Genomic DNA, 25467 nt, shown 5'->3' with positions numbered 1-25467 from the left:
CCGGACACAACCAGCTTGGGAGCATACGATTGTGACTGTGCCAGCTCGTCCCATGTCTCTTGGTCGATATCCCCGACGTCTCGCGGTGATTGGCTGAGACCGGTCCACCTGCCAGACACTGCCACCGCTACGGCGGTGTTTCTCGCCGACCGGTTGGGTAATCCTTTGCTGGTGGAAGGCCTAGCTGGCAGTCGGCAAGACCGAGTTGGGCCATGCAGTCGCTCAGGCTACCGAGCTCTGGTCTGGTCCGGCTGCAGTGCTACGAAGGGGTCGATGAGGCTCGTGCACTGTATCTCGTGCGTTATATTTGAGTGGAATTACGCCAAACAGATCCTGCTCATTCAGGCCGATTCCGGAGACGGCAGCGATTGGGATCGTACGAAAGATGCTGCGTTCAGCGAAGAGTTTCTGCTGCCGCGTTCGTTGCTGACTGCGATCCGGCACATCGAACCGACGATGCTGTTGATCGACGCAACTGAGAAGGTCGACATCGAGAGTGAATGCGTGCTGCTAGACGCGCTGTCCGACTTCGCGGTACGATCTTCGAACTGGGTACCTCACCGCGGTCCGGGCGCCGTTTGTGGTGGTTAACCTCCAATGCCACCCGCGAACTGTCTGAGGAGCTCAAGCGCCGTTGCTTGTTTTTACACGTGACTTCCTTAGCCCTGAACTGGAACGCCGGATTCTGTTGTCTCGAGTCCCCGAGCTGTCTAAGCGCCTTGCCAAGGAGCGGGTACGGATCATCGGCGTGCTACGCGGGATGCGGCTCAAGAAGGTGTCCGTCCATCGCTGGAGACTATCGGCTGGGGTCGTACGATGTTCGCACTGGGTCTGGACACCATAGACGACGCTGCTGTGGCTGCCATACTCGGCGTGGTCCTCAAGCATCAATGCGACCAGCAACGCGCTATGGGGGAGCTGGGGGTTGAATTAAGTTATACGGTCTACTTAATGGCTACCAACTGCATCTGCTCCACTCGATCGCTCGCCCCGCACAGGCTGTCCTTCCACTTGGTTGAGTTCGGGGGAGAGACTCGCCAGCAAGGGATTTCGTTGGGTCCTTCTGAGACGATAGATGCCGGCCAGGTGCTGGAAACTCTTGGTCTGGGTGACCGTAAGATGCTCCGCGCGGAGTATCGCCTGTGCGGTGCTGCGCTAGTCAGATCACCGCGACACCTACGACACCATGTTCGATTTGTGGGTTCCGACGGCATTGGGCGCATGCGCAGTGTTCATAAACGAAGAAGCAGTAGGGTCCGGCTACGGCAGTTTGCTACCTGACGACGTTCGAGGCAACGCGCCAGCTGCTGTTGGACCTGCTCACCGACAAGACAGACCTCGCTTACATGGATGAGCGGCTAGTGGGGATGATCCCGCGGATCTGGAGGCGAAAGGCAAATACAACTCTAGTCGCGGTCCGTAGTTTTCACCGTGTCAGGCGGTTAAGGCAATGGTGCTGGATGCACTGGAAAGCAAGCTGCTCACGGGGCTGTTAACCCGTTATGACGAAGAGCCCACAACTACCCAGTAGAAGAGCGCTAAATCCCTTGCAGAGCAAAGGATCGCGCAGATTCGTAGTATAGCGGAATCCGAGAACAAGTGGCACAACTACTAGGTAACTTGGCCACGACCATATCCGAAGTGGATAGCATACACGAGCTGTCGGAAAACGTCGAGTTCTTGCGTACCTCAGGTGATCAGCTGCGCCAGATGCGCTGGATGGGGGGCTCTGCTGGCTCGTACGCTCGCATCCCGGCTGGTAGCCCGTCAGCGGCACGCCCGCGCCGGGTCGGTAGATCTGTGTAAGACGCTGTGTAAGTCGATGTCGATCGTTGGCATGCTAATCGAAGCAGTGCTGGCTAAACCTCGTCCCGCGTGCTCGGAATGATTAGCCGCTTCACTTTGCTACTGGTACACGCTCTGAAGCAGACAGTACTTAAGCGTTCGTGTCTTCGTATTCATTGACACCACCGATGAGGTGACCCACATGTTTTCCCCAGATGCCAACCTGGCTATGGCGATCCAGGGGATCATTCGGGAGGTGGTTTCTACAGCTTGAGAGACGAGCGTTTCTACGACGGCAACGCATTCATCTCGTTCATGTGAATTCACCTGAATGCATTGCTGTCACCCAGCTCGCTGCTGGTGTTGGGGAACGGGCACATCAACTACCGGGTCCGGCCGTTAATATGCCAGTTTACATGGTGACTACCAACCAGCAGGAGCACTGGGTGAATTTTGAGCCCAAATACCTATGGGACAGTCACAACTTGGCGGTGCCGAGCTACCAAGAAGGTGGTCACTATGCGCGAATGGTGTTCCGCCAAACAGCTTGCCGCGGTGATAGACTAGACTGTTACCGGTTGGAGGTCGCCACGATTGCTCGGGCTAACAGTTCGATGTCCATGTCGAGAGTGAGACAGACTTCCACTGCTCGCCGATCACGAAGTGTCACTAGGACTGGGTGGATGTTCCTTGGTCGTGGTGCCGACTAGAGCGTCATAAACTGCGTTACCGGCGAGTCTTGGCCGTTTCGGTTTTTCCCAGTAGTGCTGTGGCGGCGCAAGTCCCGAGAAACTTGGTCTCCGGAAAGGTGTTTGTTCCAGTACCTTCGCAATGGTCACTGCAGTCCTGCGGTCCGACGGTGGCAGGTGGGCCAGGGCAGAGAATGTCTCAAATGCGGCGTGGCTGACCAGACTCACTGTCCGGCTGTTTGTAGTACTCGGAATGTTTCTTCGTGGTGGTCGTGATCGGTGACCATCAGTACGGCGATGCTAGTGTCCACAAGTGATGTGGGTGTGCTAGCATTGATCGGCATCGCGCAATGTCTGGACGATGGCGTCGGTGATTTCCGCTCCCCCTGTCGGTATCACAAAGCGCTCCTCTCGCTTGTCGAGTTAGTCACCGGCTAGCAGTTCTGTGCGCAGTCCAGCGCTGTCAGCGGTTACTTCGACTCACCCTCTCGCAGCCCGAGATGGTTGCGTAGAGGCGACGGGATAACCAAACTGCCTGCTTTATCAATGGTTGCACGCATGCCTAGAGGCTACAATTTGACTGCCGCGACTAACTAGCGCGATCACGACCTTCGCGATGCGCTCAAGTAAACTGGCGAATTGTGCAAAAACACTTTCGTAGGCTGGGAATCATGGGTGGGACGTTCGACCCCATCCACTATGGTCACCTGGTTGCTGCAAGTGAGGTGGCGCACATGTTTGAACTCGATGAAGTGATGTTTGTGCCCAGCGGGCAGCCTTGGCAAAAGGGTCGGCACGTCTCCGCTGCTGAGGACCGGTACTTGATGACGGTGATCGCAACCGCGTCCAATCCGCGTTTCTCGGTGAGCAGAGTCGACATCGACCGCACCGGCCCCACCTACACCAGGGATACGGTGCACGATCTGCATGCCCTCAACCCTGACTCCGAACTGTACTTCATTACCGGCGCCGACGCGCTGGCTTCCATTCTGTCTTGGCAAGGTTGGGACGAGCTTTTCGACTTGGCGCGATTCGTCGGGGTCAGCCGACCCGGATATGAGCTGGGCCAAGAGCACATCACCGGGGTTATGGGCGAGCTGCCCGCAGACGCGTTGACATTGGTCGAAATCCCGGCGCTGGCGATCTCGTCGACCGACTGCCGGCAACGTGTCGAGCAGCGTCAACCGCTGTGGTATCTGATGCCCGACGGTGTCGTGCAGTACGTGTTCAAGCGCCGACTCTATCGTGGACCTCACGGCGTGGCTGGGACTGGGCGCTTAACGACGCCCAGTCTGGTCGTCGGAAACAACACATGAATGCCACAAAGGAGGCGATCGACATGGCAACAGTGGCCGCCGCAGCGGCCGCCGCGAAGCTAGCTAACGACGTTGTCGTTATCGATGTCTCCGAGCAACTGGTGGGCATCACGGACTGTTTCGTCATCGCTTCGGCGTCCAACGAACGGCAGGTCAATGCCATCGTCGATGAGGTCGAGGAGAAAATGCGCCAAGCAGGCTACCGGTTGGCACGCCGTGAGGGTGCTCGTGAAGGCCGCTGGACTCTGCTGGATTACCACGACATCGTTGTACATATTCAGCATCAGGACGATCGTGACTTCTATGCCCTGGATCGACTGTGGGGTGATTGCCTGGTGGTACCGGTGGACATATCTCAACACTCCGGGCAATCAGCGAGCCCGTGATGAGGACGCGTCGTTTGGTGATGTTGCGGCATGGGCAGACGGACTTCAACCTCGGTGGCCGGATGCAGGGCCAGCTAGACACCGAGCTTAGTGAATTGGGTCGCGCCCAGGCGGTCGCCGTTGCCGAGGTACTGGGTAAGTTGCAGCCGTTGCGGATCGTGTCGTCGGATCTGCGGCGCGCCTATGACACGGCGATCAAACTGGGGGAGCGGACCGGGTTGAAGATCTGGGTGGACGACCGGTTACGTGAGGCCCACCTCGGCGACTGGCAGGGCCTAACCCACAGCCAGATCGATGCCGATGCTCCGGGTGCCCGGCTGGCATGGCGCGAAGACGCAACATGGGCACCGCATAGCGGGGAGAGTCGGGTTGACGTGGCGGCCCGCAGTTTGCCGGTGGTCACTGAAGTGGTGTCTGGTGCCCCGGAGTGGGGTGACTGTCATGAACCGGATCGCCCGGTGGTGCTGGTGGCCCACGGTGGCTTGATCACCGCCTTGTCGGCTGCGCTGTTAAGGCTCCCGGTCGCCAATTGGTCGATTTTGGGCAGCATGGGTAATGCCAGTTGGGTGCAACTGTCCGGTCATTCTGATGAGTCAGACAGCGAGCTGGATCTAATTCAGTGGCGTCTAGACGTGTGGAACGCTTCGGTTCAGGTCTCTAACGATGTGCTCTGAGGTAGCGTCAAGACCCGTATTGCTGGTCTTCGCCGACTCGCTGGCCTACTATGGACCTACCGGCGGCTTGCCTGCTGACGATCCCCGTATTTGGCCTAATATTGTTGCTTCGCAATTAGGTTGGGATTTGGAGCTGGTGGGTCGAATCGGCTGGACGTGCCGCGATGTCTGGTGGGCGGCAACCCAGGATCCTCGGTCCTGGGCGGCGTTGCCCAGAGCAGGCGCTGTCATCTTCGCTACTGGCGGAATGGATTCGCTACCTTCGGTGTTGCCTACCGCGCTACGTGAGCTGATCCGCTACGTGCGGCCGCCCTGGCTGCGTCGTTGGATCCGCGGCGGGTACGGCTGGGTGCAGCCACGATTGTCACCAGTGGCTAAAGCCGCGTTACCGCCGTACTTGACCGCTCAGTACCTTGAAAGGACGCGTGGTGCAATCCATTTCAACCGTCCAGGAATCCCGATTGTGGCATCACTACCGTCGGTGCACATCGCCGAGACTTACGACAAGGCTCACCACGGCCGACCGGGGACCGTGGCGGCAATCACGGAATGGGCGCAGTGCCATGCTATTCCCTTGGTGGATCTCAAAGCAGCTGTTGCCGAGTACATTATAGGCGGACATGGTAATCCGGACGGCATTCATTGGAATTTCGAGGCACACCAAGCTGTTGCGGAACTGATGATCAAGGCGCTGACCGAAGCCGGGGTGCCAAACGAGAAATCCCTCGGCTAGGCTATAACTCTCGCGCTGGAGACGGTTTAGTAGGGGGACCTCCCGCTTGCAGGAGACGAAGCGATGAGGATGAGCTGCGCCCGTGACCGTCGTGATGGTGACTGACGCGTCGTTATTTTTAACGGAAGCTATGTGCGAAAAGTGGGCGATATGCTTGGTTCTGCTACGCATTTTGCTCGACGGTGTCGATTTGCGCGACGATGTGGACGATATCCCCTACGACGTATATAAGCTTCCCACGCCACGACCGCGGTGGCGACTCCTGCTGCACTCTGTGCCGCCTACCAGCAGGCTTTGACTGACATCGGGGGTGGTGGTGTGTTGGGGCAGTAGCATATTTCGTCGGCGCTGCCGGGAACTTGTGCCGTCACTGAACGGGCTGCGGCCACCGGTTGTGATATAGAAACCGTTGCCTTCGTTGCGAGTTCAGCGGTACGACGAAGTAACTCGTTCATCGTGGTGCATCGATTAAACAACCTGCGCCGTAGCGGGCGCATCGGTGGTGTCAAAGCTTGGTTGGATACCGCGCTGGTGCTCAAACCGCTGTTGGGTATCGAGGACGGCAAACTTGTTCTGGTCCAACGGTTGTGCACTGTCTTTCAGATTACGGCCGCGATGATCGATCGGATTTGCGAAGTGATCGGTGAGGGCCCCTCGGCTCTGACGGTGCACCACGTCGCCAATCCAGCTGGCGCCAGCGGCACTAGCGCAGCCCCTAAAAGCGTGCGAGCCAGCGATCGTGACGTCTTTGACCACGGTGCTGACGCTGTATGTCAGTGCCGGAGCTGTCGCGGTCTGCGTGGAGCTAACTGAGACTTAGACTCTGCCGGGCAGTGTCTCCATGCTGGTGCACAACTTTTGCAACCAGCAGAACTAGCGGCCTAGCATTGTGGCGATCAACGGCACCAGCAACATGCGCACGATAAGCATACCAATGCAGACGCTTGGTATCGAACTGGCTGATAACTGGCAGTTAGCTGTTGAGTATGGCAGCCATAGTGAAAGCGAATACCAGACCCGTGACCGTCACCACCCCACCGATGCTTTCCATCTATTGGATTGTCTTCGTGTTGAGTCCGGTGTGGATATCTTTTTTGAATCGGGAGACCAGAAGTAGGCTGTAGTCTTAGCCGACCACCAGCAAGATGATGACGGCCAGCGCCATGACGATTCAGTGGATTTTGAGCCGACAAGACCCTATCAATACTAGTACAGGCAGTCCTAAGGACGCGGCAATTGAGTTGGCTGCGGTGCCGACTGATCACCAGCGCGGTCACCAGGTGTTGGGTGAGTGGCAGCATGATCATAAAGATCAGCGTGAGTGCCGGGGCCACCCACGATAATCAGGTCGTATTTCGCACCTTTGTGCATGTATTTGAAATCGCGGCAGTACTTTCGAGGTGCAACTTGGCCTACGCACAAGAGGAACTGTGTTACAGTCCCTCTTGTGCGTAGGTTCGCTCCACAGCGAAACGCGAGATGTCCTTACTGTTCATCGGATCGCTTCGATGGGTGATGATAAAGCGCCCCGACTTGGTATCTGGCTACAAGAGCATCCGTAGACCCGTCTGGAGTCCGGGGTATCGAACGCCTCCGAAGGAAAGTAGAAGAAGTCATCATTCTTGGGGTTGTCTCATGACGATGACGGTATCGCTCATAACCATCCATTCGATGGATCATTGCCGAGAAGGTAACGTACATCGTTAGCATGAAGCCTTTTGTGGTCTTCATCGTGTTGATGATCGCGGAATCAGTGGCAGCAAATCGTTAATGGCTGCGGTGGTGTGTTAGATATCAGCCGTGATCTTGTGGAACTGCTTGGCAAGCTGGTCGCACTCGTTCAACGAGTCGAATAGGTATAACAACGACCAGCATATAGCTATGTCGAACCAGTTCCTATAACCAATAGAAAAAGGTTCTGATCGGTCGTCATAAGTCGTTGAAATCAGCGATTGGATTCCGCAAATTATCGGTGATAATCACGTGTTTCCGCTGTGATCTTTGCACTGTCGTCAGCGGCGTTGGAAAGGTCTTGCGTCAACGTATATATATATATATATATACGTTCGATCATGAACTGCATTTCTTTGGCTATCTCGAGAATGTAGGCTACTCTATCTTTAAGAAAATTAATATTTTGCATGGTCGTTTGAATCTATGCTGTCCTGAAACGATATCAAGTTGTGTTTAATCGGGAATTCCCAGAGGCCTAGTGATGTCCTGAATCATGACGATTCCCGCCACGCGAATGATGTTTTGGCCACTTTATCCGGTACCAGCATGTTGGCCGCATGTCGTGGTTAGCATCGAACATAAATATGTCCGTGTTCATCCGCCTGAGTGAAATGCCGTTCGGCAGTCTGGTAGTCAAGATTGGCCGGGACGTTGGCGGGCAAGTAGTAACGGTCGTTGCAACTCGTGACACATTCCGATAGCGCGATCAGGACGAATTGCGGTGCTGACGACCAAACTCAGTGCCGATCCGCCGCCACAGCCGGCCTCTGGTCGCTCACTTGCGTTCGAAAAGACCGAAACAACTGCCGACGAAGATGACAGCCGGACCCATTGTGAGCCCGGGGGAACGCCACAGCCAACATTACGATTGCCACGGACGCACCCATGGTGTTGAACCAGACTAGCTTGGTTAAGCTCGGGCAATAAGCCACCCCAGCGATGGCCAGACTCGACCCTGGCACAACCGAGGTCACACTACGAAATATGGTGTAGTACGTCGTCTTGGTCGTAGCCGACTTGACGTGCCTCTGGATAACAGTTGACGAGGAAGATCCCGCAATCTGTTCCGGCGGTGATCGCCAGCATGTAGGGGTGTTCGCGACGAACGTGGTGAGCTCGAATATGTCGTGGTATGCGCGAAACGCGATGACTCGTCCGTGACGAAGCCAAAGCTATACCGGTCATGAACAGCTGGACGAGTGTGATGGCTATGTAGCGGTGGCCCAGCAGCAACATCATTGCAATGGTGCCCAAGGTAAACAGAGTGATTTTGGTCAGGCTCGCGTTACCTAAGTGATATGTATGTCATCTTTGAACGCGGAAGGACCGGTCACATAAGCCTTTAACCAGCTACAACGCGTTGAGCGTTATCGTGGTGAGCCGCTGGGCGACTTCACTGGTTGGCCACCCGCAGATGCCGCTTACCCAATGGGCGGTAATTTAGAGTGACGGTGTATTGTATCGACGCGGGCCCGCGCATAACTGACCTGATCACCGTCCGCGCCCAACGGCTCCTGGAAAGATGTCAGGTTGTGCCTCTACCCAGGTTCGATCATTTCCGACGATCTGCTGGTGCAGCTGTTTACCTGGCGCAAAAGTTGTCGACACCGGTCCATTGACGTTTGAACGGATCGGTCACCGAGCTCGCCTACGCCGACGCTGCCGGCCACGACGTGTCGCACTTGCACTCGGGAGATCCGTCGGCTGTATAACGCGTTGGTCGAACAAGGTCGCCGGCTCGACGCACGGGGCATCGACTATGACATGGTGCCTGGTGTACCGGCTTTCGCTATGGCAACGGTCGTTCTAAAAAGTGAACTCATCCTCCCGGGAGTGGTACAGACAATGACGCTGCTTTTGGCGGCGACCCTGTTGAACTCTATGCCATGCCGCCGGGCGAAGCCTTGGCTGCCCTAGCCTAGTCCTATGCCTGGCCTCTGCTCAGATCGACGTGATAATCTCGCAGCTGCTGGCCGGCTGCTAACCGGTAACCGGCCTGAACTCCCCGCAGCTGTTGTTGCTTTCGCGAGTTGGCCGCGGCAGACTATGCTTCGCGGCACGCTGGCCGATATCGCCGACCAGATGCATGAGGCCCAGATCACCGAGACCATTGTCATCATCGTCGGCTACTTACTGGCCGTCGAAGGTTCACGGACAGCTATATAATATTCGACTGCGCGCCGCAAAAAGGGCTCTCATTGATGCGGAGGTTGCTGCTGGACGGCACCTCTGAAGGCTGTACGCTGGCCGAAGGCATTCTATCCTAAGATCGAGATCATTAGTTCGCTGGCCGGTCGGATGCCAAACTCTTCATTGCCGGTCGGTGCGGTGTGCATTGGCGGGCTCGGCGACGGCGATGGTTTACGGACTGGGCTGTGTGACGAGGTGACTGACGCTGTGGTCAAGATTACACCACCCGTCGGCGACGACCATCACAGCATACGCCGCCGAGGCGTCATAAGCAATTGTAGAACAACACATTCGAGAGTTTTTCTCACCACGAACCGCTCTAGCGTAAAGGCGTTCACCGACAGTGAGGCGTGGTTTTTTTAATTCGGGTGGTCACCGTACTGGACTGAGACGTTGTTGCTGCGTCATCATCAGGTGCTGCTGTCCCGGGGGCGTGTCCCTACGACGACGAGTTCGAGCTGCTTGCGTGTACACTCCATAGACACGCTGGTCATCAAAAATAGCGGCGGCGACATGACCTGAACGAAGTTGGATGCTGCTGCCGCTCTATATATACCGGTAAGTATGGTGCAGTGGTCGCCGCTACTTGGACGGGGACGACGAACATCGGCACCGTCGATCAAGCCACCGAATGGATAGCCCGACTCGGGCAAGCAGAAACTCCTTGCACGGCAAGGACAAAGAGTAATAAGGCACGGAGCGACGTTTTGGGTCGTCATTGCACTCAGCAATGCCGTTGCCTGGGAAATCGCCTTGCTGTGTGCTAAATTTCTACCCGGTCAGGTGGTTATGCTCGGTGTCGGCCAACAGCGCGTCCCGGGCACGGGCGACCCGGGATCGAATGGTCCCCACCGGGCAACCGCACACCGCGGCGGCATCGGCGTAGGGCAGCCCGAGAAGCTGAGTGAGCAACAGGGCTTCGCGTTGTTCGGTGGCAAGGTTGGCGATCATTGTTGTCACTTCAACGAGGTCTTCGAATCCGCGGGCGTGGCGGTCGGCGTTGAGCATGCGTTCGGGGTAGCCGTCGAAGGTGGTGCGGGGTCGTGTTTGGGCCCGGCGGATGTGGTCGGCGACCACCCGGCGCGCAATGGCCAGCAGCCAGGTTCGGCCGCTGGAATGTCCGGAAAACCGCTCGATGGCTCCAATTGCTCGCAGGAACGTCTCCTGAGTCAAATCGTCGGCATTGCCCACATCCGACAAGTAGGCGACGAACCGCCACACATCTTGCTGGGTGGCTTTGATAAACGCCTCCAGTGCTCGTTTGCTCCCGCGTGCAGCTGCTAAGGCGAGGTCAGTAACGGCCTCGTCGCCGCTAGACGCGATCATAGGGATCCACTTTAAATGTGCGGCCATCAATCAGTCTACGACCAATTGTCGTAGACTGATTGATGGCCGCACTGATTGATTTCGTGCAGCAGGTGCGTTGCGTCGGCACAGAGCTACAAGGGGGCGTTCGAGATGGCGGTGACCGTTGATTAACTGTTCGGTTATGACGCCACCACCAGGGTAATGGCCGACTGGATGTATGAACAACTTGCCTAGCGCTACGTTCTGGACTCGGAGAACCGGGAGCGCATGGCGGAGTCCAGCCCGTGGGCATTGCACTATATGACCTAACATCTGCTGGAGGTGAATGACCGCAGCATGTGGGCCGGCTCGCAACCGAGCATTCTCGATCAGTTGCGTCAGGTGCTGTTGGAAACCTAGGGCGATCTGGACGGTTCGCCACCGGTAAGCTTGGGGCTGTGACGCCCACATTTGCCGACTTAGCCAAGGCAAAGTACATCCTGTTGACCACATTCACCAAGGATGGCCGACCCAAGCCGACTCCCATCTGGGCGGCCGCTGACGGCGACCGGCTGCTAGCTATATCCGCGGGAAAGGCGTGGAAGGTCAAGCGAATCCGCAATAACCCCCGGATTACGCTAGCCACTTGCAACGTACGTGGTTGCGCGACGAGCGCGGGTGTCCAGGGTAACGCCACCATCCTCGATAAGTTGCAAACGGGCAGCGTCTATGACGCAATCTGCAAGCAGTACGGCATCCAGGGCCGGCTGTTCAACTTCGTCAGCAAGTTGCGCGGAGGTATGCAAAACAATGTCGGTCTTGAGCTCAGAGTGTCTGGAAGTTGACTCCGACAAGTCGGCAGCACCGATGAGCACCGTATTTATCCCGATTCCAGATCGGGACTTCGATCCGGCCTAGGTTGGCCTGGGGTTGAGGTCAAGTGGCGGGTTTTGAGTGACCAAAGGTCACCGCGTGGTTTTTGTTACCGAAAGCGGCACGCCCGGGATGGCTGACGACAGCATGGTCAATGGCCAGGGTGTTGAGGTCTGGTCGGTGCTCTCCGGTGTTTGGGCGCCATCCTGGTCATCGGGTTTGCGCCGCAGGCGAATAAGGATGGCCGCCGTGCATATCAGGACATGTTGCTATCGGTTAAGTTGCAGCATCTCGTCCGCTGGACAGAGGCCAGCGTGGACAGCATCGATGCGTTACTGATGCCCGACGGCCAGTATAGTGTGATCTTGTACGAATGCCGGACTACAGCGCTGACGTGGGTGCTGGAGCGTATCGGCTAGTGGATGACCTGCGTGACACGCTGCTGGGATTCCAACTACTGCGGCATCTATCTACCTCGAGGAGGTGGTCAGCCATGCGGGTATATCTCCGGTGCAGTCGGAGGTTATCCGTGCTCTCCAAAGGCCCAACGGATTTCTGTGACGTCATCCGCGAAACGCCGTATTGGCTTGCTTAAGATCTCCGGCATGGTGGTGCGATATGATGAGCAATTCATGGTCGGCGTTCGTCGTCGACGGCGGCAGTTAACTGTCGGCGTGCTGGCTAGGTGATACTCAAAACATACCTTAAACATACCTTCGCCAATATCGTTGTCGCGAATCTGTGCGCTCAACCGGGATGGCGCACCGTGAGGCGTCTCAGTCGGTTCGCAGATGCTTGTCGAAGAACGCGAAGACACGGCTCCACGCATCCTCGGTGGCGGCCTGGTTGTAGCCGAAACCCGTGATACGCATTAGTGGCTGGCCGGGAAGCTTGTTCGCGAAACTGTGCCCGGCATCGGGGTAGACCTTGATGTCAGTGGTGATGTGCCGGGTCTGGGTCGCTTGGCGCAATCGCTTGGGTGCGCCAATACCCAGCGGGTCACGGCCACCAAAGCTCGCCACAATCGGGCATGCTCCGTTCAGCGTCTCGCTGAGGTTGCGAGGCAATGGAGTGCCGTAGAACGGAGCAGAGGCGTCAAAACCTTTGGGCGACATAACGAGTGCGAACCGACCGCCCATGCAGAAGCCTGCGATACCGACACGTCCTGAGCATTTCGGCATGGCCAACAGGTAATCGCGGGTAGCCAGAATGTCGTCAAAGGCGCGGCCTCGCTTGGTCAGTAGCTCACGCATGACTCGGGTGATGCAGCGGGCACGGCTACCGCGTGAGTACAAATTCGGCGTAATCGCCACGTAGCCCGCCATGGCGATGTGGTTGTTGGTCGACTCCTTATCGGGTTCGTAGCCGATAGCGTCGTGAATCACAACTACGCCCGGCCATGGCTCAGGCCCCGGGGGGACACTCAGCAGCGCATCGATCGGTCCGTCGGGTGCGTCGATCTGAATCTTGGTCATAACATCATCTTCATAACGTCATGTATGTCCTATATTTTTAGTATAGGGCTCAGATGTGCCTACAAGGCACATCTGAGCGTAGCTCAACACACCTTGGCATCACATGGTGCGGCAAGTTGTTCCTGATTTACGTGGTTGTCGAGCTGGCGGCGATTTTTGCGTTGGTGTCGGTGATCGTGTTTGGCTGGGCCCCTGTTGGCTGTCAGTCGTGCTTGGGTGAGACCTCGTGGACCTGCTTGGCGGGTGGCAGATTCGTGCTCGGCTCGTGCAGCTGCGGTCGGGTCTCGCTGAACTGTGCACCACAGTAACGACGGTGCGGTGGTTACTGTGGCCACGATTCTGGCGCTGATTACCGGATTGGTTATCACGGCGTTAGGGACTAGCAACCGCTCGAATCGAGCGGTTGCTAGTCCCGGATTGACCGCACTTGCCGTGCGTAGTTTCCGGCAACGGATGCCACTGGTCACCGATACGACGGTTGCCGGCGATGGTCACGACTGCATCGAGGGTGAGGTCATTGACGTGTTAGACGTCGAAGCACCGATCTTGCCCTAATACCTAACCCTGGACCCCATGTAGTTTTGCGGTCTGACTCGGACTTCCACCAGGCTGTTGGTGAACGGCTATGTGTACAAGCCCCAACCACCCAGATGCCACTGTGATGGTGGTGCGTGGTGATCTTTGTCGGCTGGCTAGGCAGCGACGATATCGGTCACAGCCAGTTTCCGGACGCTTACGTGGAGGGATATCGATGATGGTGATGGTATTCGTGGAGCCGCGGTTAATGGACAGCCATATTCACCTGAGCGCTACTGGTCTGATGTTCAGTGGACTGGATCTGCACCCAGCTGTCTCGTGCGCGCACTATATTCAGATAGTCACCGATATAACACGGTCGCCTATTCTCGAACCAACCGGTGTGGGGGCACGGGTGGGACGAATAGGCGTAGCCCAATCGCACTGCGCCGAGCACCAATGATCTGGATGCGGTGAGCGGCCCGCCTACATAGCACGCGTAGACGTGCATTCCGCGTTGGCTTCTACTGGGCTGTGGCGGCTGGTCCCGGAATTAGTGGAGGCGGCTGGTTTCGTGGCCCAGCAGCCGCTGACCGGCGACGCTCATCACCTGGCGTGAGCCGCTGCTTGTGACCTAACTAATCACCCCGCAGTTAGCCGATGCCTGGCTCATGGCGCTAGCGGTGGCAGCAGCGGGCATCGTCGCGGTGCACGAATGCGCCAGCTCCAACATTGACGGGCTCGACGACTGGCTGCAAGTTCGTGCCCCCAGTTATGGCGTCGAAGTAATCGGTTACCCGGGGTGAGCCTTGATCACAAGGGTAGCTGCTTGCGCACTGGTGAACGAGACTGGGGCTCGCGGTTTGGGTCGGTGACCTGTTCGTCGGCGGGACCCTAGGATTGCGTGCTGCCTGGCTACACCGGCCGTATACGGATGCGCCGGATCGGACGGTCACCTGTTACCTCGAGCCCGACGTTATTGAAGCGCATTTGCAAGCTTGTACCGAGGCGCAGGTGACGGCGGAGTTTCACATCATCGGCGATGCGGCAGTCTCGGCGGTGGTCGCCGCTTTCGAAGGGGTTGTCGTGAACCTGAAGGTGGGAGCGCTGGCCCGGTGTAGGCACCGTTTGGAGCACATTTATTGTAGTGGCCACGGATCAGGTGGCCAAACTGGGCGCTCGGGTCTCATCGCCAGTGTGCAACTGAATTTTGATGTGCTCTGGGACGGCGGCAACGGCACGTACGCCCCTCACCTGGGTGTAAAGCGATGCAGTGAACTCAACCTGCTAGCGCTGTTAGCATCCCACGGCATGCTCCTTGCGCTAGATTTAGATATCCCGGTAACAAGTCTTGATCTGTCGGTCAGCGTGCAGGCAGCGGTCAATCACTACACTCCCGGAAGCGCAGTCTCGGCGCGAGCAACATTCGCTGGCGCTACCCGAGGCGGCTGGTGGGCAGGTGTTGCCCGCGACGGCAAGATTGGCGCCCTGGTTTCTGACAAGCCGGTGTCCTATGCTGTGTGGGACGCCGAGGCCATTGACGTCGGTGCGCCGCGCTACGCCGTCCAGCAACGGTCTCCTGACCTACGTTCGTGGGTGCCCCGCTTTCCGTGGCTGGGCTCGACCGACGCCGTACCGCGTTGCTGCCAAACCGTGCCCTGGGGTGCTGTGATCTATGGTTGATGAAATCATCGAGATTGACCCAGTCGATGACGACCCGGTGAACGGCGCCTTCGCTACGCTTGCGGTACCCAGCCGGGTCGTTAAGCTGCGTGCCACAGTGTGTCACGCACTCGCGCAAATGGGTGTTGCGACGGTAGCACGGGTACCCGCTACCTGGGCTATGCTGGTGCCGCGTCTGCCACGGCTGGTTGTTGCCGTGGTGGCCGGTTTGCTGTTTTGCGCCAGCTTCCCGTCGCTGAACTGGTGGTGGGCCGCCGTTGTCGCCTTCGCGCTGCTGGCTTGGGTCTTGACGCACCCAACTACGACACCTGTAGGTGGTCTGGGCTATGGATTTCTGTTCGGGTTAGCGTTCTATCTGCCGTTGTTGTCGTGGATCAGCAGTCTTGTGGGTGCCACGCCCTGGTGGGCGCTGGCGACCGCAGCCGCGTTTTTGCCCGGTTTTTTTGGCCTGCTCGCTGTCGTAGTGGGCCCGCTGCCGGGTTGGCCGATCTGGTTTGCGGTGGTGTGGGCGGCGCAAGAGTGGTTGAAGTCGGTCGTTCCGTTCGGCGGCTTTCCCTGGGGGTCGGTGGCCTTCGGCCAAGCCGATGGCCCGTTACTGCCATTGGCTCAACTCGGTGGCGCTCCGTTGCTCTCGATGGCGATTGTGCTGGTGGGATGCAGCACTACCGCGATCGCATTAGAAGTCGTTAAGTGGTGGCGAAGCAGTGGTCAGTCGAATAGAAGCGATCCACCGCCGGCGGTGGTGCTGCCAGGTGTTTGTGTGTGCCTGGTGTTGCTGGCCGTCGTCGTTGTTTGGCCCCAGGTGCGGCACGCGGGTGCAGGATCGGGCGGCGAACCTGTGATTACTGTCGCGGCAGTACAGGGCAACGTACCGCGGCTCGGTCTTGACTTCAACGCGCAACGCCGAGCTGTGCTGGACAACCACGTCCATGAGACGCTGCGACTGGCCGAGGACGTGCGTGCTGGAATCGTCCCGCAACCTCAATTCGTGATCTGGCCCGAGAATGCGTCGGATATCGATCCACTAGTCAATGGCGATGCTGGGCAAGAGATCACGGTGGCGGCCGCGACGATTGACGCGCCGATCTTAGTCGGCACCGTGCTTGATGTCCAAGGCCCTGTACCACAAGCCCCCGAGTACACCAATACAGTGATTGTCTGGAATCCTGGCACCGGACCGGCTGATCGCCATGACAAGGAAATTGTGCAACCTTTCGGCGAGTATTTGCCGATGCCGTGGCTTTTTAAGCGTCTTTCTAAGTATGCCGACCGGGTGAGCCACATCGTGCCCCGCCAAAGTCAAAGTAGTGGTGTCGTGCGTATCGCGGGGGTACCTATCGGGGTGACCACCTGTTGGGAAGTGATCTTTGACCGTGCTGCGCGAAAAGCTGTCCTCAATGGCGCCCAATTGCTGGCGGCGCCCACCAACAACGCTACTTTCAACAAAACGATGAGTGAGCAACAGTTGGCCTTCGCCAAAGTCCGAGCTGTGGAGCACGACCGATATGTGGTGGTTACCGGCACCACCGGGATCAGCTCGGTGATTGCGCCGGACGGCAGCGAATTGGTCCGCACCGACTTCTTTGTGCCCGCATATCTGGACATGCAGGTGCGTCTTAAGGCGAAGCTGACTCCAGCAACTTGCTGGGGTCTGACCTTGCAGTGGATCCTAGTCGGAACGGCTGGAGCGATCGTGCTCGCCGCCATGCGGCACAATAATGGTTCCCGCTCCCGTATCGTTTTGGGTCTAGGGTCATCGGCGAGTCTGAAGACTCGGGTACGCCAGGCGAATGTTAGGGAGGCGTTGACACTCCGCCTGGGGGATCGACCGCTAATCCACCTGAGCCGGCTGGTGACTACACTCCGCTCTATCTATAAGGGCGGCCAAAAGCCACGTTATTTCGGGCGACACAAAGGAGCTAAATGATCACCGGCCAGCCTGCGCGCAAGATATCGGGTAATCGTCCCAGTCAGTGCGTCCTGGTAATCATCCCCACATTCAATGAGTTGGAGAACCTTCCGGTGACCCATGGGCGACTAAAGGACGCATACCCAGAGATACACGTGCTCATTGTGGACGACGGCAGTCCCGATGGCACTGGAGAACTTGCCGACGAGCTGGCACAGGTCGACCCGGGTTGTACCCACGTGATGCACCGCACCACTAAGGATGGTCTGGGTACGGCGTATCTAGCAGGGTTTGCCTGGGGTATGAGTCGGGACTACTCGGTGCTGGTGGAGATGGATGCGGACGGAAGTCACGCGCCCGAACAACTACACCGTCTACTCGGTGCCGTCGACGCCGGAGCCGACCTTGCTATCGGTTCGCGCTATGTCAATGGGGGGACAGTGCGGAACTGGCCGTGGCAGCGCCTGGCTTTGTCTAAGACGGCCAACAAATATTCGCGGTTGGCGCTCGGCATCGACGTCCACGACATCACCGCCGGCTATCGTGCCTATCGCCGCGAAGTGCTCGAGGCAATCGATCTTGACAGTGTGGCCTCAAAGGGTTATTGCTTCCAGATCGATCTCACTTGGCGCACTGTGAACAACGGGTTCGTGATCATCGAAGTGCCGATTACTTTTACCGAGCGTGAATTTGGTCTGTCTAAAATGAGCGGATCCAACATTCGCGAGGCACTGGTCAAAGTGACTCGATGGGGTATCGATGGACGAATCCAACGCGCTCGAACAGGGCGTGCGTATAACTCGGTCAGCCGCGGCGGCGGGACCGGATCAAGTCCAAGCGCTCCTTGAGTAGTTCTTCGAGCTCCTCGATGGAGCGGCGCTCCAACAGCATGTCCCAGTGCGTACGCGGGGGCTTGACCATCTTCGGCTCAGGCAGGTCACCCTCGATCAGGGTGCCTTCCATGCCGTTGCGACACAGCCAGGTACCGGGTATATCAGCGTCGTCAGCGAAGGGCACTTCGAACTCCTCGCCGTTGTCGGTGCGGTACCGCGCTATCTGACGTGGCGCGAGATCGTGGTTGCGATCGGTCTCGTAGCTCACGGCACCGAGGCGACTGCCTCTCAGGACTCGATCAGCCATCGGCATACTCTCCTTAAATAGTGCTGTGAGCTCTTGGCTCCTGTGCGGATGGTTCTTTTCGTCTGCCAAACGTTACGAGGGTTCGTGTAGTTCCCGAACTGGCACGTAGGGGCACGCGACGTGAACATCAAGGATACCCCGGGTTCGCGCACCTTAACGGACTAGCGGACTAAACTCGACAGGCGTGACGCGTCGTTTCCGGCCCCAACCATGCCCCTGGTGTGGTCGAGATGTGACCGATGTCGGGATGAGTCGGTGCCACCAATACTGTCGGCAGTCTTGCCGGCAGCGCGTGTACGAGCAACGGGCCTTAGTGAACCGTGGTGAGGCTGGGACTTTTCCAGCGGGCGCAGTCGTGTTGTCGGCCGACCTGTCGGATCGCATGTATCAGGTGCGATGGGCAGCGGAAGATCTTGATGCAAGGAGCCAGCTCGATTGAACTGCGTGAACTGTGTGAGGTGCTGATCCAGGCTGCCAGGGTTGCCGACGTGTGGGTGTCTAGCGTGCCTGGCCCCGCGATTTTGTGGCGGCGTAGACACCGCGGCAATTCGATTCATGGAAACTGGGAGTATTCGACGTTTTGAAATCCTGCCGGAGTTGGCCATGCTCACCAGCGACATTTCTTGGGTCAGAGAGCAGCGAGAACTGGTTGAAAAAGCGATACCGGTCGAAAAAACAACGACGTCGCTTCGTGCAGAACCCTATTGTGACTTGGCGAGAACCGCATTCGGCGTTTTGAGACCAATAGATGTTTAGGCGAGGTTTGTAGTGGTTGATCAACTTCAGCATGCGACTGAAGCGTTGCGCAAAGCACTGGTCCAGGTTGAACGCTTAAAGTGTACCAACCGGGCGTTGCTAGAGCGGTCTAACGACCCGATCGTGATCGTCGGTATGTCGCGTGCCGCTTCCCAGGTAGGGTGAATTCCCCGGAGGCCCTGTGGCAAATGGTCGCCAACGGCCGGGATGTTATGTCGGAGTTTCCGACCGATCGTGGTTGGGACTCGGCCAGTCTGTATAACCCCGCCCCCGATGTTCCGGGTACGTGCAACACCTGTACCGGTGGTTTTGTCGACGGTGTTGCCGACTTCGACCCTGTGTTCTTTGGCATAGCGCCTAGTGAGAGGTTGGCGATGGATCCGCAGCAACGGATGCTGCTTGAGCTAAGCTGGGAAGCGTTAGAGCGGGCTGGGATTGATCCTGCCGGGTTGCGGGGCAGTGCCACCGGGGTGTATACCCAAGGGTACGGGATGCTCGCTGAGGAGATCGAGGGCTACCGGTTGGCCGGGCAGTCCACCAGTGTGGCATCGGGGCGTGTGTCGTATGTGCTGGGTCTGGAGTGTCCGGCGGTGTCGGTGGATAAGGCATGTTAGTCGTCGTTGGTTGCGTTGCATATGGCGGTGCAGTCGCTACGTTCCGGTGAGTCCGATTTGGTGCTGGCCGGCGTCGTGACTGTCAACGTCACGCCGACAGTCTTTGTAGAGTTCAGCCGGCACCACGGCCTTGCCCCGGGTGGTCGGTGCAAAGCTTACGCTGGGGCTGCCGATGGTGTCGGGTTCTCTGAGGGCGGCGGCATACTCGTGGTGGAGCGTTTATCGGATGCGCGGCGGTTGGGGCATCCGGTGTTGGCGGTGGTGCGAGGTTCGGCGGTTAATCAGGATGGTGCGCCGAATGGTCCGTCACAGCAGCGGGTGATGCGTGCGGCTTTGGCTCATGCGGGGTTATCAGCGGCTGATGTTGATGTAGTGGAGGGCCATGGGACTGGGACGATGTTGGGTGATCCGATTGAGGCGCAGGCGTTGTTGGCAACCTATGGGCAAGAGCGAGATTCGGATGAGACTTTGTGGTTGGGCTCAATTAAGTCGAATATGGGTCACACGCAGGCTGCTGCGGGGGTGGCTGGTGTAATCAAGATGGTGTTGACGATGCGCCATGAGGTGTTGCCGGCAACGTTGCATGTCGATGTGCCTAGTCCGCATGTGGATTGGTCGGCGGGGTCGGTGTCGTTGTTTACCGAGGTGCGGCCTTGGAAGGATCAGTCGGCCAATGGTCGATTGCGTCGGGCTGGGGTGTCGTCGTTCGGGATTAGCGGCACCAACGCGCATGTGATCATCGAGTCCGTGCCCACCGAGCCGCGACGGTTCGTTGAGATCCCCGTGGTGCCGTGGGTGGTGTCGGCTAAAAGCCAGGCTGCGCTGACCCAACAGGCGGCTCGGTTAGCCGAGCATGTGCGTGCCTATGGCGAGCTTGATGTTGCCGATGTGGGGTGGACGCTGGCGTGTCGTTCGACCTTTGAGCATCGGGCGGTTGTGGGGTTGGTAGTGATCGGGACCGGTTGCTGGCTGGGTTAGACGAGTTGGCAGTTAATGAACTCGGGTCGGTCATTCGGGGTACCGCCACACCTGGGGGCAAGACCGTGTTCGTTTTCCCCGGCCAAGGAGCCCAATGGCTCGGCATGGGTGTAGAATTACTCGACACTGCACCGGTATTCGCACAACAGATCGAAGCGTGCGCGGATGCTTTCGCGGAGTTTGTGGATTGGTCGCTAACCGACATCCTTCGTGACTTGCCGGGCACTTCGAGTCTGGATCGGGTGGACGTGGTGCAGCCGGTGCTGTTCGCGGTGATGGTGTCGTTGGCCGAACTACGGAAGTCGGTCGGGGTACGTCCAGATGCTGTGATCGGCCATTCTCAGGGTGAAATCGCAGCTACGTACGTCGCCGGTGCGCTGTCCTTGCGGGATGCCGCAAAGGTGGTCACGCTGCGCAGCAAATTGCTGACCTCGTTGGCCGGATCGGGCGGTATGGTAGACGTTGCATGCGGAGTTCAGCGGGCTCGGGAATTACTGGCTTCCTTTGGAAAAAGGATCAGCATCGCTGCTGTCAACGGCCGTTCGGCGGTTGTGGTGTCGGGTGAAATAACTGCGCTGAAGGCACTGATTCAGCTCTGCGCCGACCAGGATCTGCGCACCCGCCGCATCGACGTGGATTACCCTTCGCATTCGGTTGAGGTTGAGACTATTCGTAGTGACACTGGCCGCTGTACTGGTTGGTATCGAGCCGAAGCTCTCGCCTATCGGCTTCTTCTCGAAGGTAACTGGATCTCGTTTGAACACAGAAGATTTAAATGCTGAGTACTGGTATAGAAACATTCGGCATACCGTGGAGTTCGACCAGGCGGTGCTCAGCGCATATAAGCACGGGTATCGCACATTCATCCAATCTAGTCCAAATCCCGCGTTGATCGCCGGAATTTAGGACACCGTGAACGACTGTGTCGAAGGGGACATCGAGCCTGTCGTTGTTCTCACCTTGGGGCGGAAAGACGGCGGACTCGAGCGGTTCTTGACGCCGGTCGCCTCCGTGTTCGTTGCGGGCGTTAGCGTGGATTGGCGCGCTGTGCTGGGCCAGGCCAACTTCGTCGAGTTCCCCACGTATTCCTTTGATCATAAGCGGTTTTAGCTCTCTGGCGATGGTGTGGTGGCTAATGTTATCGGCTTGGGATTGAAAGCCAGCGAACATGCGTTACTAGGCGGGGTGATGGAGTTTCCGGCCTCAGGCGGGGTGGTGTTGACGGGACGGTTGTCGCCTAATATGCAGGGGTGGTTGGCCGACCACGCTGTGTCCGGTGTGGTGATGTTCCCGGCTGCGGCATTTCTAGAGCTTGCGATTCGCGCCGGTGATGAAGTCGGCTGTTTGGTGGTCAATGAGCTGACGTTCCAGGCGCCGTTGATATTGTCAGCCAGGAATTTTGGGCTGGTTTCGTTTGCGATGCAAGTCGTCTTGGGGCCCCTCAAGACTCGAAAGAGCGAAGGCATCGCAGTATTTCGATTTTTTCGCGGACCGATGCCGGTTCCGAATGGGTATGTCACGCTGAGGGCGCATTGGGCTCGGGGTCGGTTGAGTCGAGTGTGGACATGTCGGTGTGGCCACCAGCGGGTGCGGTCGCAGTGGACATGGCTGATGGCTACGAGCGCTTGGCCGAGCGTGGCTACGGCTATGGCCCTGTCTTCCGTGGCTTGACTGCGATGTGGCGGCGCGGCGACGAACTGTTCGCCGACGTGAAGTTGCCCGTCGATACTGAGGTATCGGTGGCTGGCTTCGGGATTCACCCGGCATTATTAGATGCGGCCTTGCATGCCATGCTTATAGCCAACCCAACGGCCGAACTAGTTTTGCCGTTCTCCTGGCAAAGTTTTTCGTTGCATGCTACCGGTGCGTCGGCGGTACGAGTGCGGATCGCGCCGACGAGTCTGACCGGAACTTCATCGGTGTCGATTGAGTTGGTCGATGGTTTAGGGCTTCCAGTACTTTCGTTGACATCTATGGTGGCCCAGCAGATTACCGGTCAGCAGTTGTTGGCCGCGGTGTCGAATTCGGTTCCGGAACGGCTCTTTGAGGTGGTATGGTCGGCGCAGCCTGAAACTACACCAACGCCGATATCGGTGCGTCCTTGGTGAACAATGGATTTGGAGGAGGAAGACGCCAGCGAAGCTGCGCTGCAGGCAGTAGTGTTCGAGGTGGTGCCAGTCGGCAGTGATGTCGTGGCGGAGGTATACGCTTCTACGCGGTCTGTGCTCGGAGTATTGCAGTCCTGGTTGATCAAGAGCGACTCTGGAGTGCTGGTGGTGGTGACCCGGGGTGCCGTCGCGTTGCCAGGGGAGGACGTTATCGATTTAGCAGGCGCAGCGGTGTGGGGGGTGGTGCGGTCGGCACAGACTGAGCATCCCGGCCGGCTTGTGCTGGTTGATTCCGATGCATCCCTTGATGATGCAGCGGTAGAGTGCGGTATTGGCTTTCGGCGAGCTGCAGGTGTTGTTGCGTGGTGGGCAAGTGTACACCGCGCGGGTGCATGGCAGCCGCGCGGTTGACGGTGTCTTGGTGCCGCCCGGGGACGGCCCCTGGAGGTTGGGTATCAGCAGTGCGGGAACCTTCGAAAATCTCCAGCTGGAACCCGTTCCCAATGCTGATGTGCAGTTGGGTCCTGGCCAGGTTCGGGTAGCCATTCGCGCGATCGCCGCTAACTTTCGCGACATCATGATCACATTGGGCATGTTTACTCATGATGCACTGCTCGGCAGTGAAGTAGCCGGCGTGGTGGTGGAAGTCGGCCCGGAAGTGACCGAGTTTGCGGTCGGCGATCGGGTGATGGGACTCTTTCCGGAAGGCACCGGAACTTTGGTAGCCGCCGACGTCTGGCTGCTACTGTCCATACCCGCTGATTGGTCGAACGCAGAAGCAGCCGGTATGTCAGTGGTTTTCGCCACCACTTATTAACGCGCTGATGGACTTGGCTGCTGTGAAGCCAGGCCAGCGGATGTTGGTGCACGCTGCCACCGGAGGTATGGGGATGGCGGCGGTGCAGTTGGCCCGGAATTTGGGGTTGGAGGTGTTCTCCAATGCTAGCCGAGGTAAGTAGGACACCTTGCGGGCTATGGGTTTTGACGACGATCACATCTCTGATTCACGCAGCTTGGAGTTTGAGGGCAAATTCCGGTCGGTCACCGGCGGGTGCGGCATGGATGTGGTGCTGGACTCACTAGCAGGCGATTTCGTGGATGCTTCGTTGCGCCTTGTTGCCCTCGGTGGGGTGTTCTTGGAGATGGGCAAGATTGATATCCGCGATCCCGATGTCATCGCCCAGGCATACCCGGGTGTGCGTTACCGCGCTTTCGATCTCTCCGAGCCAGGCCGTTCTCGGATGCACCAATACATGCTTGAGTTAGCCGCACTATTTGATGCCGGGGTGCTGCGACCGTTGCCGGTAAAGACGTTTGACGTGCGACGTGCGCCCGCCGCGTTGCGATATTTGAGTCAGGCGCGCCATGTCGGCAAGGTCGTAATAGATGATGCCGGATGCGTGGGCGGCAGGCACCGTATTGATCACTGGTGGTACCGGAATGGCAGGTTCGGCGTTGGCTCGTCACGTGGTGGCCCGCCATGGGGCACGTAATCTGCTGCTGGTGAGTCGGCGTGGTCCAGATGCCCCGGGCCGCTGTGGAGTTGATGGCCGAGCTTGCTGCGACCGGTGTAGAGGTCCAGGTGGTGGCCTGTGATGTTGCGGATCGGACAGCCTTGGCCAAGGTGATTGCCGATATCAGAGTGCAGCGGCCGCTGTCGGCAGTGATCCACGCAGCCGGAATGCTCGACGATGCGGTGATTTCCTCGTTGACGCCGGAGCGGATGGATGCAGTGTTGCGGGCTAAGGTGGATGCGGCCTGGAACCTGAATGAGTTGACCCGCAACTTGGATGTGTCGGCGTTTGTCATGTTCTCGTCGATGGCCGGGCTGGTGGGTTCGTCGGGTCAAGGCAATTATGCGGCGACTAACTCGTTCCTTGATGGGTTGGCTGTGCATCGGCGGGCACAGGGATTGCCGGCGATGTCACTGGGATGGGATCTGTGGGATCCGGCCAACGCGATGACTGGGGAACTAGGCGTCGCCGACCGGGCCCGCTTCGGTAGGGACGGTATTGTGGCGATGTCCTCGGATCAGGAGCTGGAATTGATGGATACCGCATTGATTGTCGACCAACCGTTCCTGCTTTCTGCCTACATCGACTTTGCTGCGTTGCGGGCAAAGTTCGATGGGGGCACGCTGGCTCCGATGTTCGTCGACTTAATCAGCGTGCCGAACCGGCGTCAGGTCAACGACTCACTGGCCACCATGAAATCGAAATCGGCTTTGGCGAAACAGTTGCACCGGCTTCCCGAAGACGAACAACACGCCGTTCTGGTGGACCTGGTGCGATCCCACATCGCCACCGTGCTCGGTAATACTATGTTCGAAGCAGTCGACCCGAACAAGGCTTTCCAGGAGTTGGACTTCGACTCGCTGACGGCGGTCGAAATGCGCAACCGACTCAAAACCGCTACCGGTCTATCGCTTTCACCCACACTCATCTTCGACTATCCGAACTCGGCCGCGCTGGTCGGCTACATCCGAACCGAACTTGTCGGTGTCGTGCAGTAAGGCATCCCGGCCGCGGTGCCCGGGGAAGCCGAAATCTAGCGGGTCGTGGCAGCCATTCCTGTCAAGTGTCTTCGGCAGTCGGTCATGTTGGACCTGTTGCTCGGGTTGG

14 protein-coding genes and 9 pseudogenes are annotated in these 25467 nt (G+C 58.2%); 18 read left to right on the top strand and 5 right to left on the bottom strand.

What is annotated here, in order from left to right; all coding sequences use genetic code 11:
* Positions 1 to 31: 31 nt before the first annotated feature.
* Positions 32 to 921, top strand: a pseudogene (locus ML_RS07375) (AAA family ATPase); the annotation flags it as partial.
* A 30-nt stretch (positions 922 to 951) separates the two neighbouring features.
* A pseudogene (locus ML_RS07370) lies at positions 952 to 2392 on the top strand (VWA domain-containing protein).
* A 552-nt stretch (positions 2393 to 2944) separates the two neighbouring features.
* Here the strand turns inward: ML_RS07370 and ML_RS19015 are convergent.
* Complete coding sequence (locus tag ML_RS19015; RefSeq protein WP_111481028.1) at positions 2945 to 3034, bottom strand: AbrB/MazE/SpoVT family DNA-binding domain-containing protein; 90 nt, start codon at positions 3032 to 3034, stop codon at positions 2945 to 2947.
* A gap of 81 nt (positions 3035 to 3115) precedes the next feature.
* Here ML_RS19015 and nadD point away from each other — a divergent pair, with 81 nt between their 5' ends.
* From nadD to ML_RS07330, 7 genes are all read left to right on the top strand, one after another.
* Entirely contained in the window at positions 3116 to 3790 is a 675-nt protein-coding gene (nadD, locus tag ML_RS07360; RefSeq protein ID WP_081439343.1) for a nicotinate-nucleotide adenylyltransferase, read from the top strand.
* On the top strand, positions 3787 to 4176 hold the full coding sequence (rsfS, locus tag ML_RS07355; RefSeq protein WP_010908346.1) for a ribosome silencing factor: 390 nt from the start codon (positions 3787 to 3789) through the stop codon (positions 4174 to 4176). The genes nadD and rsfS overlap by 4 nt, the downstream gene beginning before the upstream one ends.
* On the top strand, positions 4176 to 4850 hold the full coding sequence (gpgP, locus tag ML_RS07350) for a glucosyl-3-phosphoglycerate phosphatase (protein ID WP_010908345.1): 675 nt from the start codon (positions 4176 to 4178) through the stop codon (positions 4848 to 4850). Before rsfS ends, gpgP begins: the two co-directional genes overlap by 1 nt.
* Positions 4840 to 5583 carry a diglucosylglycerate octanoyltransferase gene (gene octT / locus ML_RS07345; protein WP_041322801.1) on the top strand — a complete coding sequence of 248 codons (744 nt, stop codon included), beginning with the start codon at positions 4840 to 4842 and terminating at the stop codon, positions 5581 to 5583. The genes gpgP and octT overlap by 11 nt, the downstream gene beginning before the upstream one ends.
* Before the next feature lie 82 nt (positions 5584 to 5665).
* Positions 5666 to 5881, top strand: coding sequence for a hypothetical protein (locus ML_RS07340; protein WP_111481027.1), 216 nt, complete (start codon positions 5666 to 5668; stop codon positions 5879 to 5881).
* Positions 5882 to 5919: 38 nt separating this feature from the next.
* Positions 5920 to 6396: a DegV family protein gene (locus ML_RS07335; protein WP_111481026.1), complete on the top strand. Its 477-nt coding sequence runs from the start codon at positions 5920 to 5922 to the stop codon at positions 6394 to 6396.
* 76 nt (positions 6397 to 6472) lie between these two features.
* Complete coding sequence (locus ML_RS07330) at positions 6473 to 6700, top strand: hypothetical protein (RefSeq protein WP_049769770.1); 228 nt, start codon at positions 6473 to 6475, stop codon at positions 6698 to 6700.
* A gap of 1592 nt (positions 6701 to 8292) precedes the next feature.
* Here ML_RS07330 and ML_RS19010 read toward each other — a convergent pair.
* Positions 8293 to 8601: pseudogene (locus ML_RS19010) on the bottom strand (MMPL family transporter); the annotation flags it as partial.
* Positions 8602 to 8762: 161 nt separating this feature from the next.
* Between ML_RS19010 and ML_RS07320 the strand changes: the two are divergent.
* A pseudogene (locus ML_RS07320) lies at positions 8763 to 9519 on the top strand (cobalt-precorrin-4/precorrin-4 C(11)-methyltransferase).
* 759 nt (positions 9520 to 10278) lie between these two features.
* Here the strand turns inward: ML_RS07320 and sigC are convergent.
* A complete protein-coding gene (gene sigC, locus ML_RS07315; protein WP_010908344.1) occupies positions 10279 to 10833 on the bottom strand; it encodes an RNA polymerase sigma factor SigC in 555 nt (184 codons plus the stop codon).
* An 82-nt stretch (positions 10834 to 10915) separates the two neighbouring features.
* Between sigC and ML_RS15930 the strand changes: the two are divergent.
* The 3 genes and pseudogenes from ML_RS15930 to ML_RS07305 form a co-directional block, all read left to right on the top strand.
* Positions 10916 to 11214, top strand: a pseudogene (locus tag ML_RS15930) (cobaltochelatase subunit CobN); the annotation flags it as partial.
* A 38-nt stretch (positions 11215 to 11252) separates the two neighbouring features.
* On the top strand, positions 11253 to 11639 hold the full coding sequence (locus ML_RS07310) for a PPOX class F420-dependent oxidoreductase (RefSeq protein ID WP_010908343.1): 387 nt from the start codon (positions 11253 to 11255) through the stop codon (positions 11637 to 11639).
* A 222-nt stretch (positions 11640 to 11861) separates the two neighbouring features.
* Positions 11862 to 12086, top strand: a complete 225-nt coding sequence (locus tag ML_RS07305) for a hypothetical protein (RefSeq protein ID WP_010908342.1) — start codon at positions 11862 to 11864, stop codon at positions 12084 to 12086.
* 357 nt (positions 12087 to 12443) lie between these two features.
* Here the strand turns inward: ML_RS07305 and ML_RS07300 are convergent, their stop codons facing one another.
* Entirely contained in the window at positions 12444 to 13142 is a 699-nt protein-coding gene (locus tag ML_RS07300; protein ID WP_010908341.1) for a dienelactone hydrolase family protein, read from the bottom strand.
* A 327-nt stretch (positions 13143 to 13469) separates the two neighbouring features.
* Between ML_RS07300 and ML_RS15925 the strand changes: the two genes are divergently transcribed.
* From ML_RS15925 to lnt, 3 genes and pseudogenes are all read left to right on the top strand, one after another.
* Positions 13470 to 13697 (top strand): hypothetical protein, encoded by a 228-nt coding sequence (locus tag ML_RS15925; protein WP_231846563.1) that lies wholly within the window; start codon positions 13470 to 13472, stop codon positions 13695 to 13697.
* A gap of 33 nt (positions 13698 to 13730) precedes the next feature.
* A pseudogene (locus tag ML_RS07290) lies at positions 13731 to 15341 on the top strand (amidohydrolase family protein).
* Between the two features lie 118 nt (positions 15342 to 15459).
* A pseudogene (gene lnt / locus ML_RS15920) lies at positions 15460 to 18098 on the top strand (apolipoprotein N-acyltransferase).
* Here lnt and rbpA read toward each other — a convergent pair.
* Entirely contained in the window at positions 18055 to 18390 is a 336-nt protein-coding gene (rbpA, locus tag ML_RS07275; RefSeq protein WP_010908338.1) for an RNA polymerase-binding protein RbpA, read from the bottom strand. The pseudogene lnt and the gene rbpA sit on opposite strands and share 44 nt — an antisense overlap.
* A 184-nt stretch (positions 18391 to 18574) precedes the next feature.
* Between rbpA and ML_RS07270 the strand changes: the two are divergent.
* Together ML_RS07270 and ML_RS15915 are read left to right on the top strand one after the other, a co-directional pair.
* Positions 18575 to 18884: pseudogene (locus ML_RS07270) on the top strand (hypothetical protein); the annotation flags it as partial.
* Between the two features lie 274 nt (positions 18885 to 19158).
* Positions 19159 to 25355: pseudogene (locus ML_RS15915) on the top strand (type I polyketide synthase); the annotation flags it as partial.
* Between the last annotated feature and the right edge of the window lie 112 nt (positions 25356 to 25467).

The organism is Mycobacterium leprae TN (assembly GCF_000195855.1).
Taxonomy (GTDB): Bacteria; Actinomycetota; Actinomycetes; order Mycobacteriales; family Mycobacteriaceae; genus Mycobacterium; species Mycobacterium leprae.
This window is presented reverse-complemented; position numbering and strand designations above follow the sequence as displayed.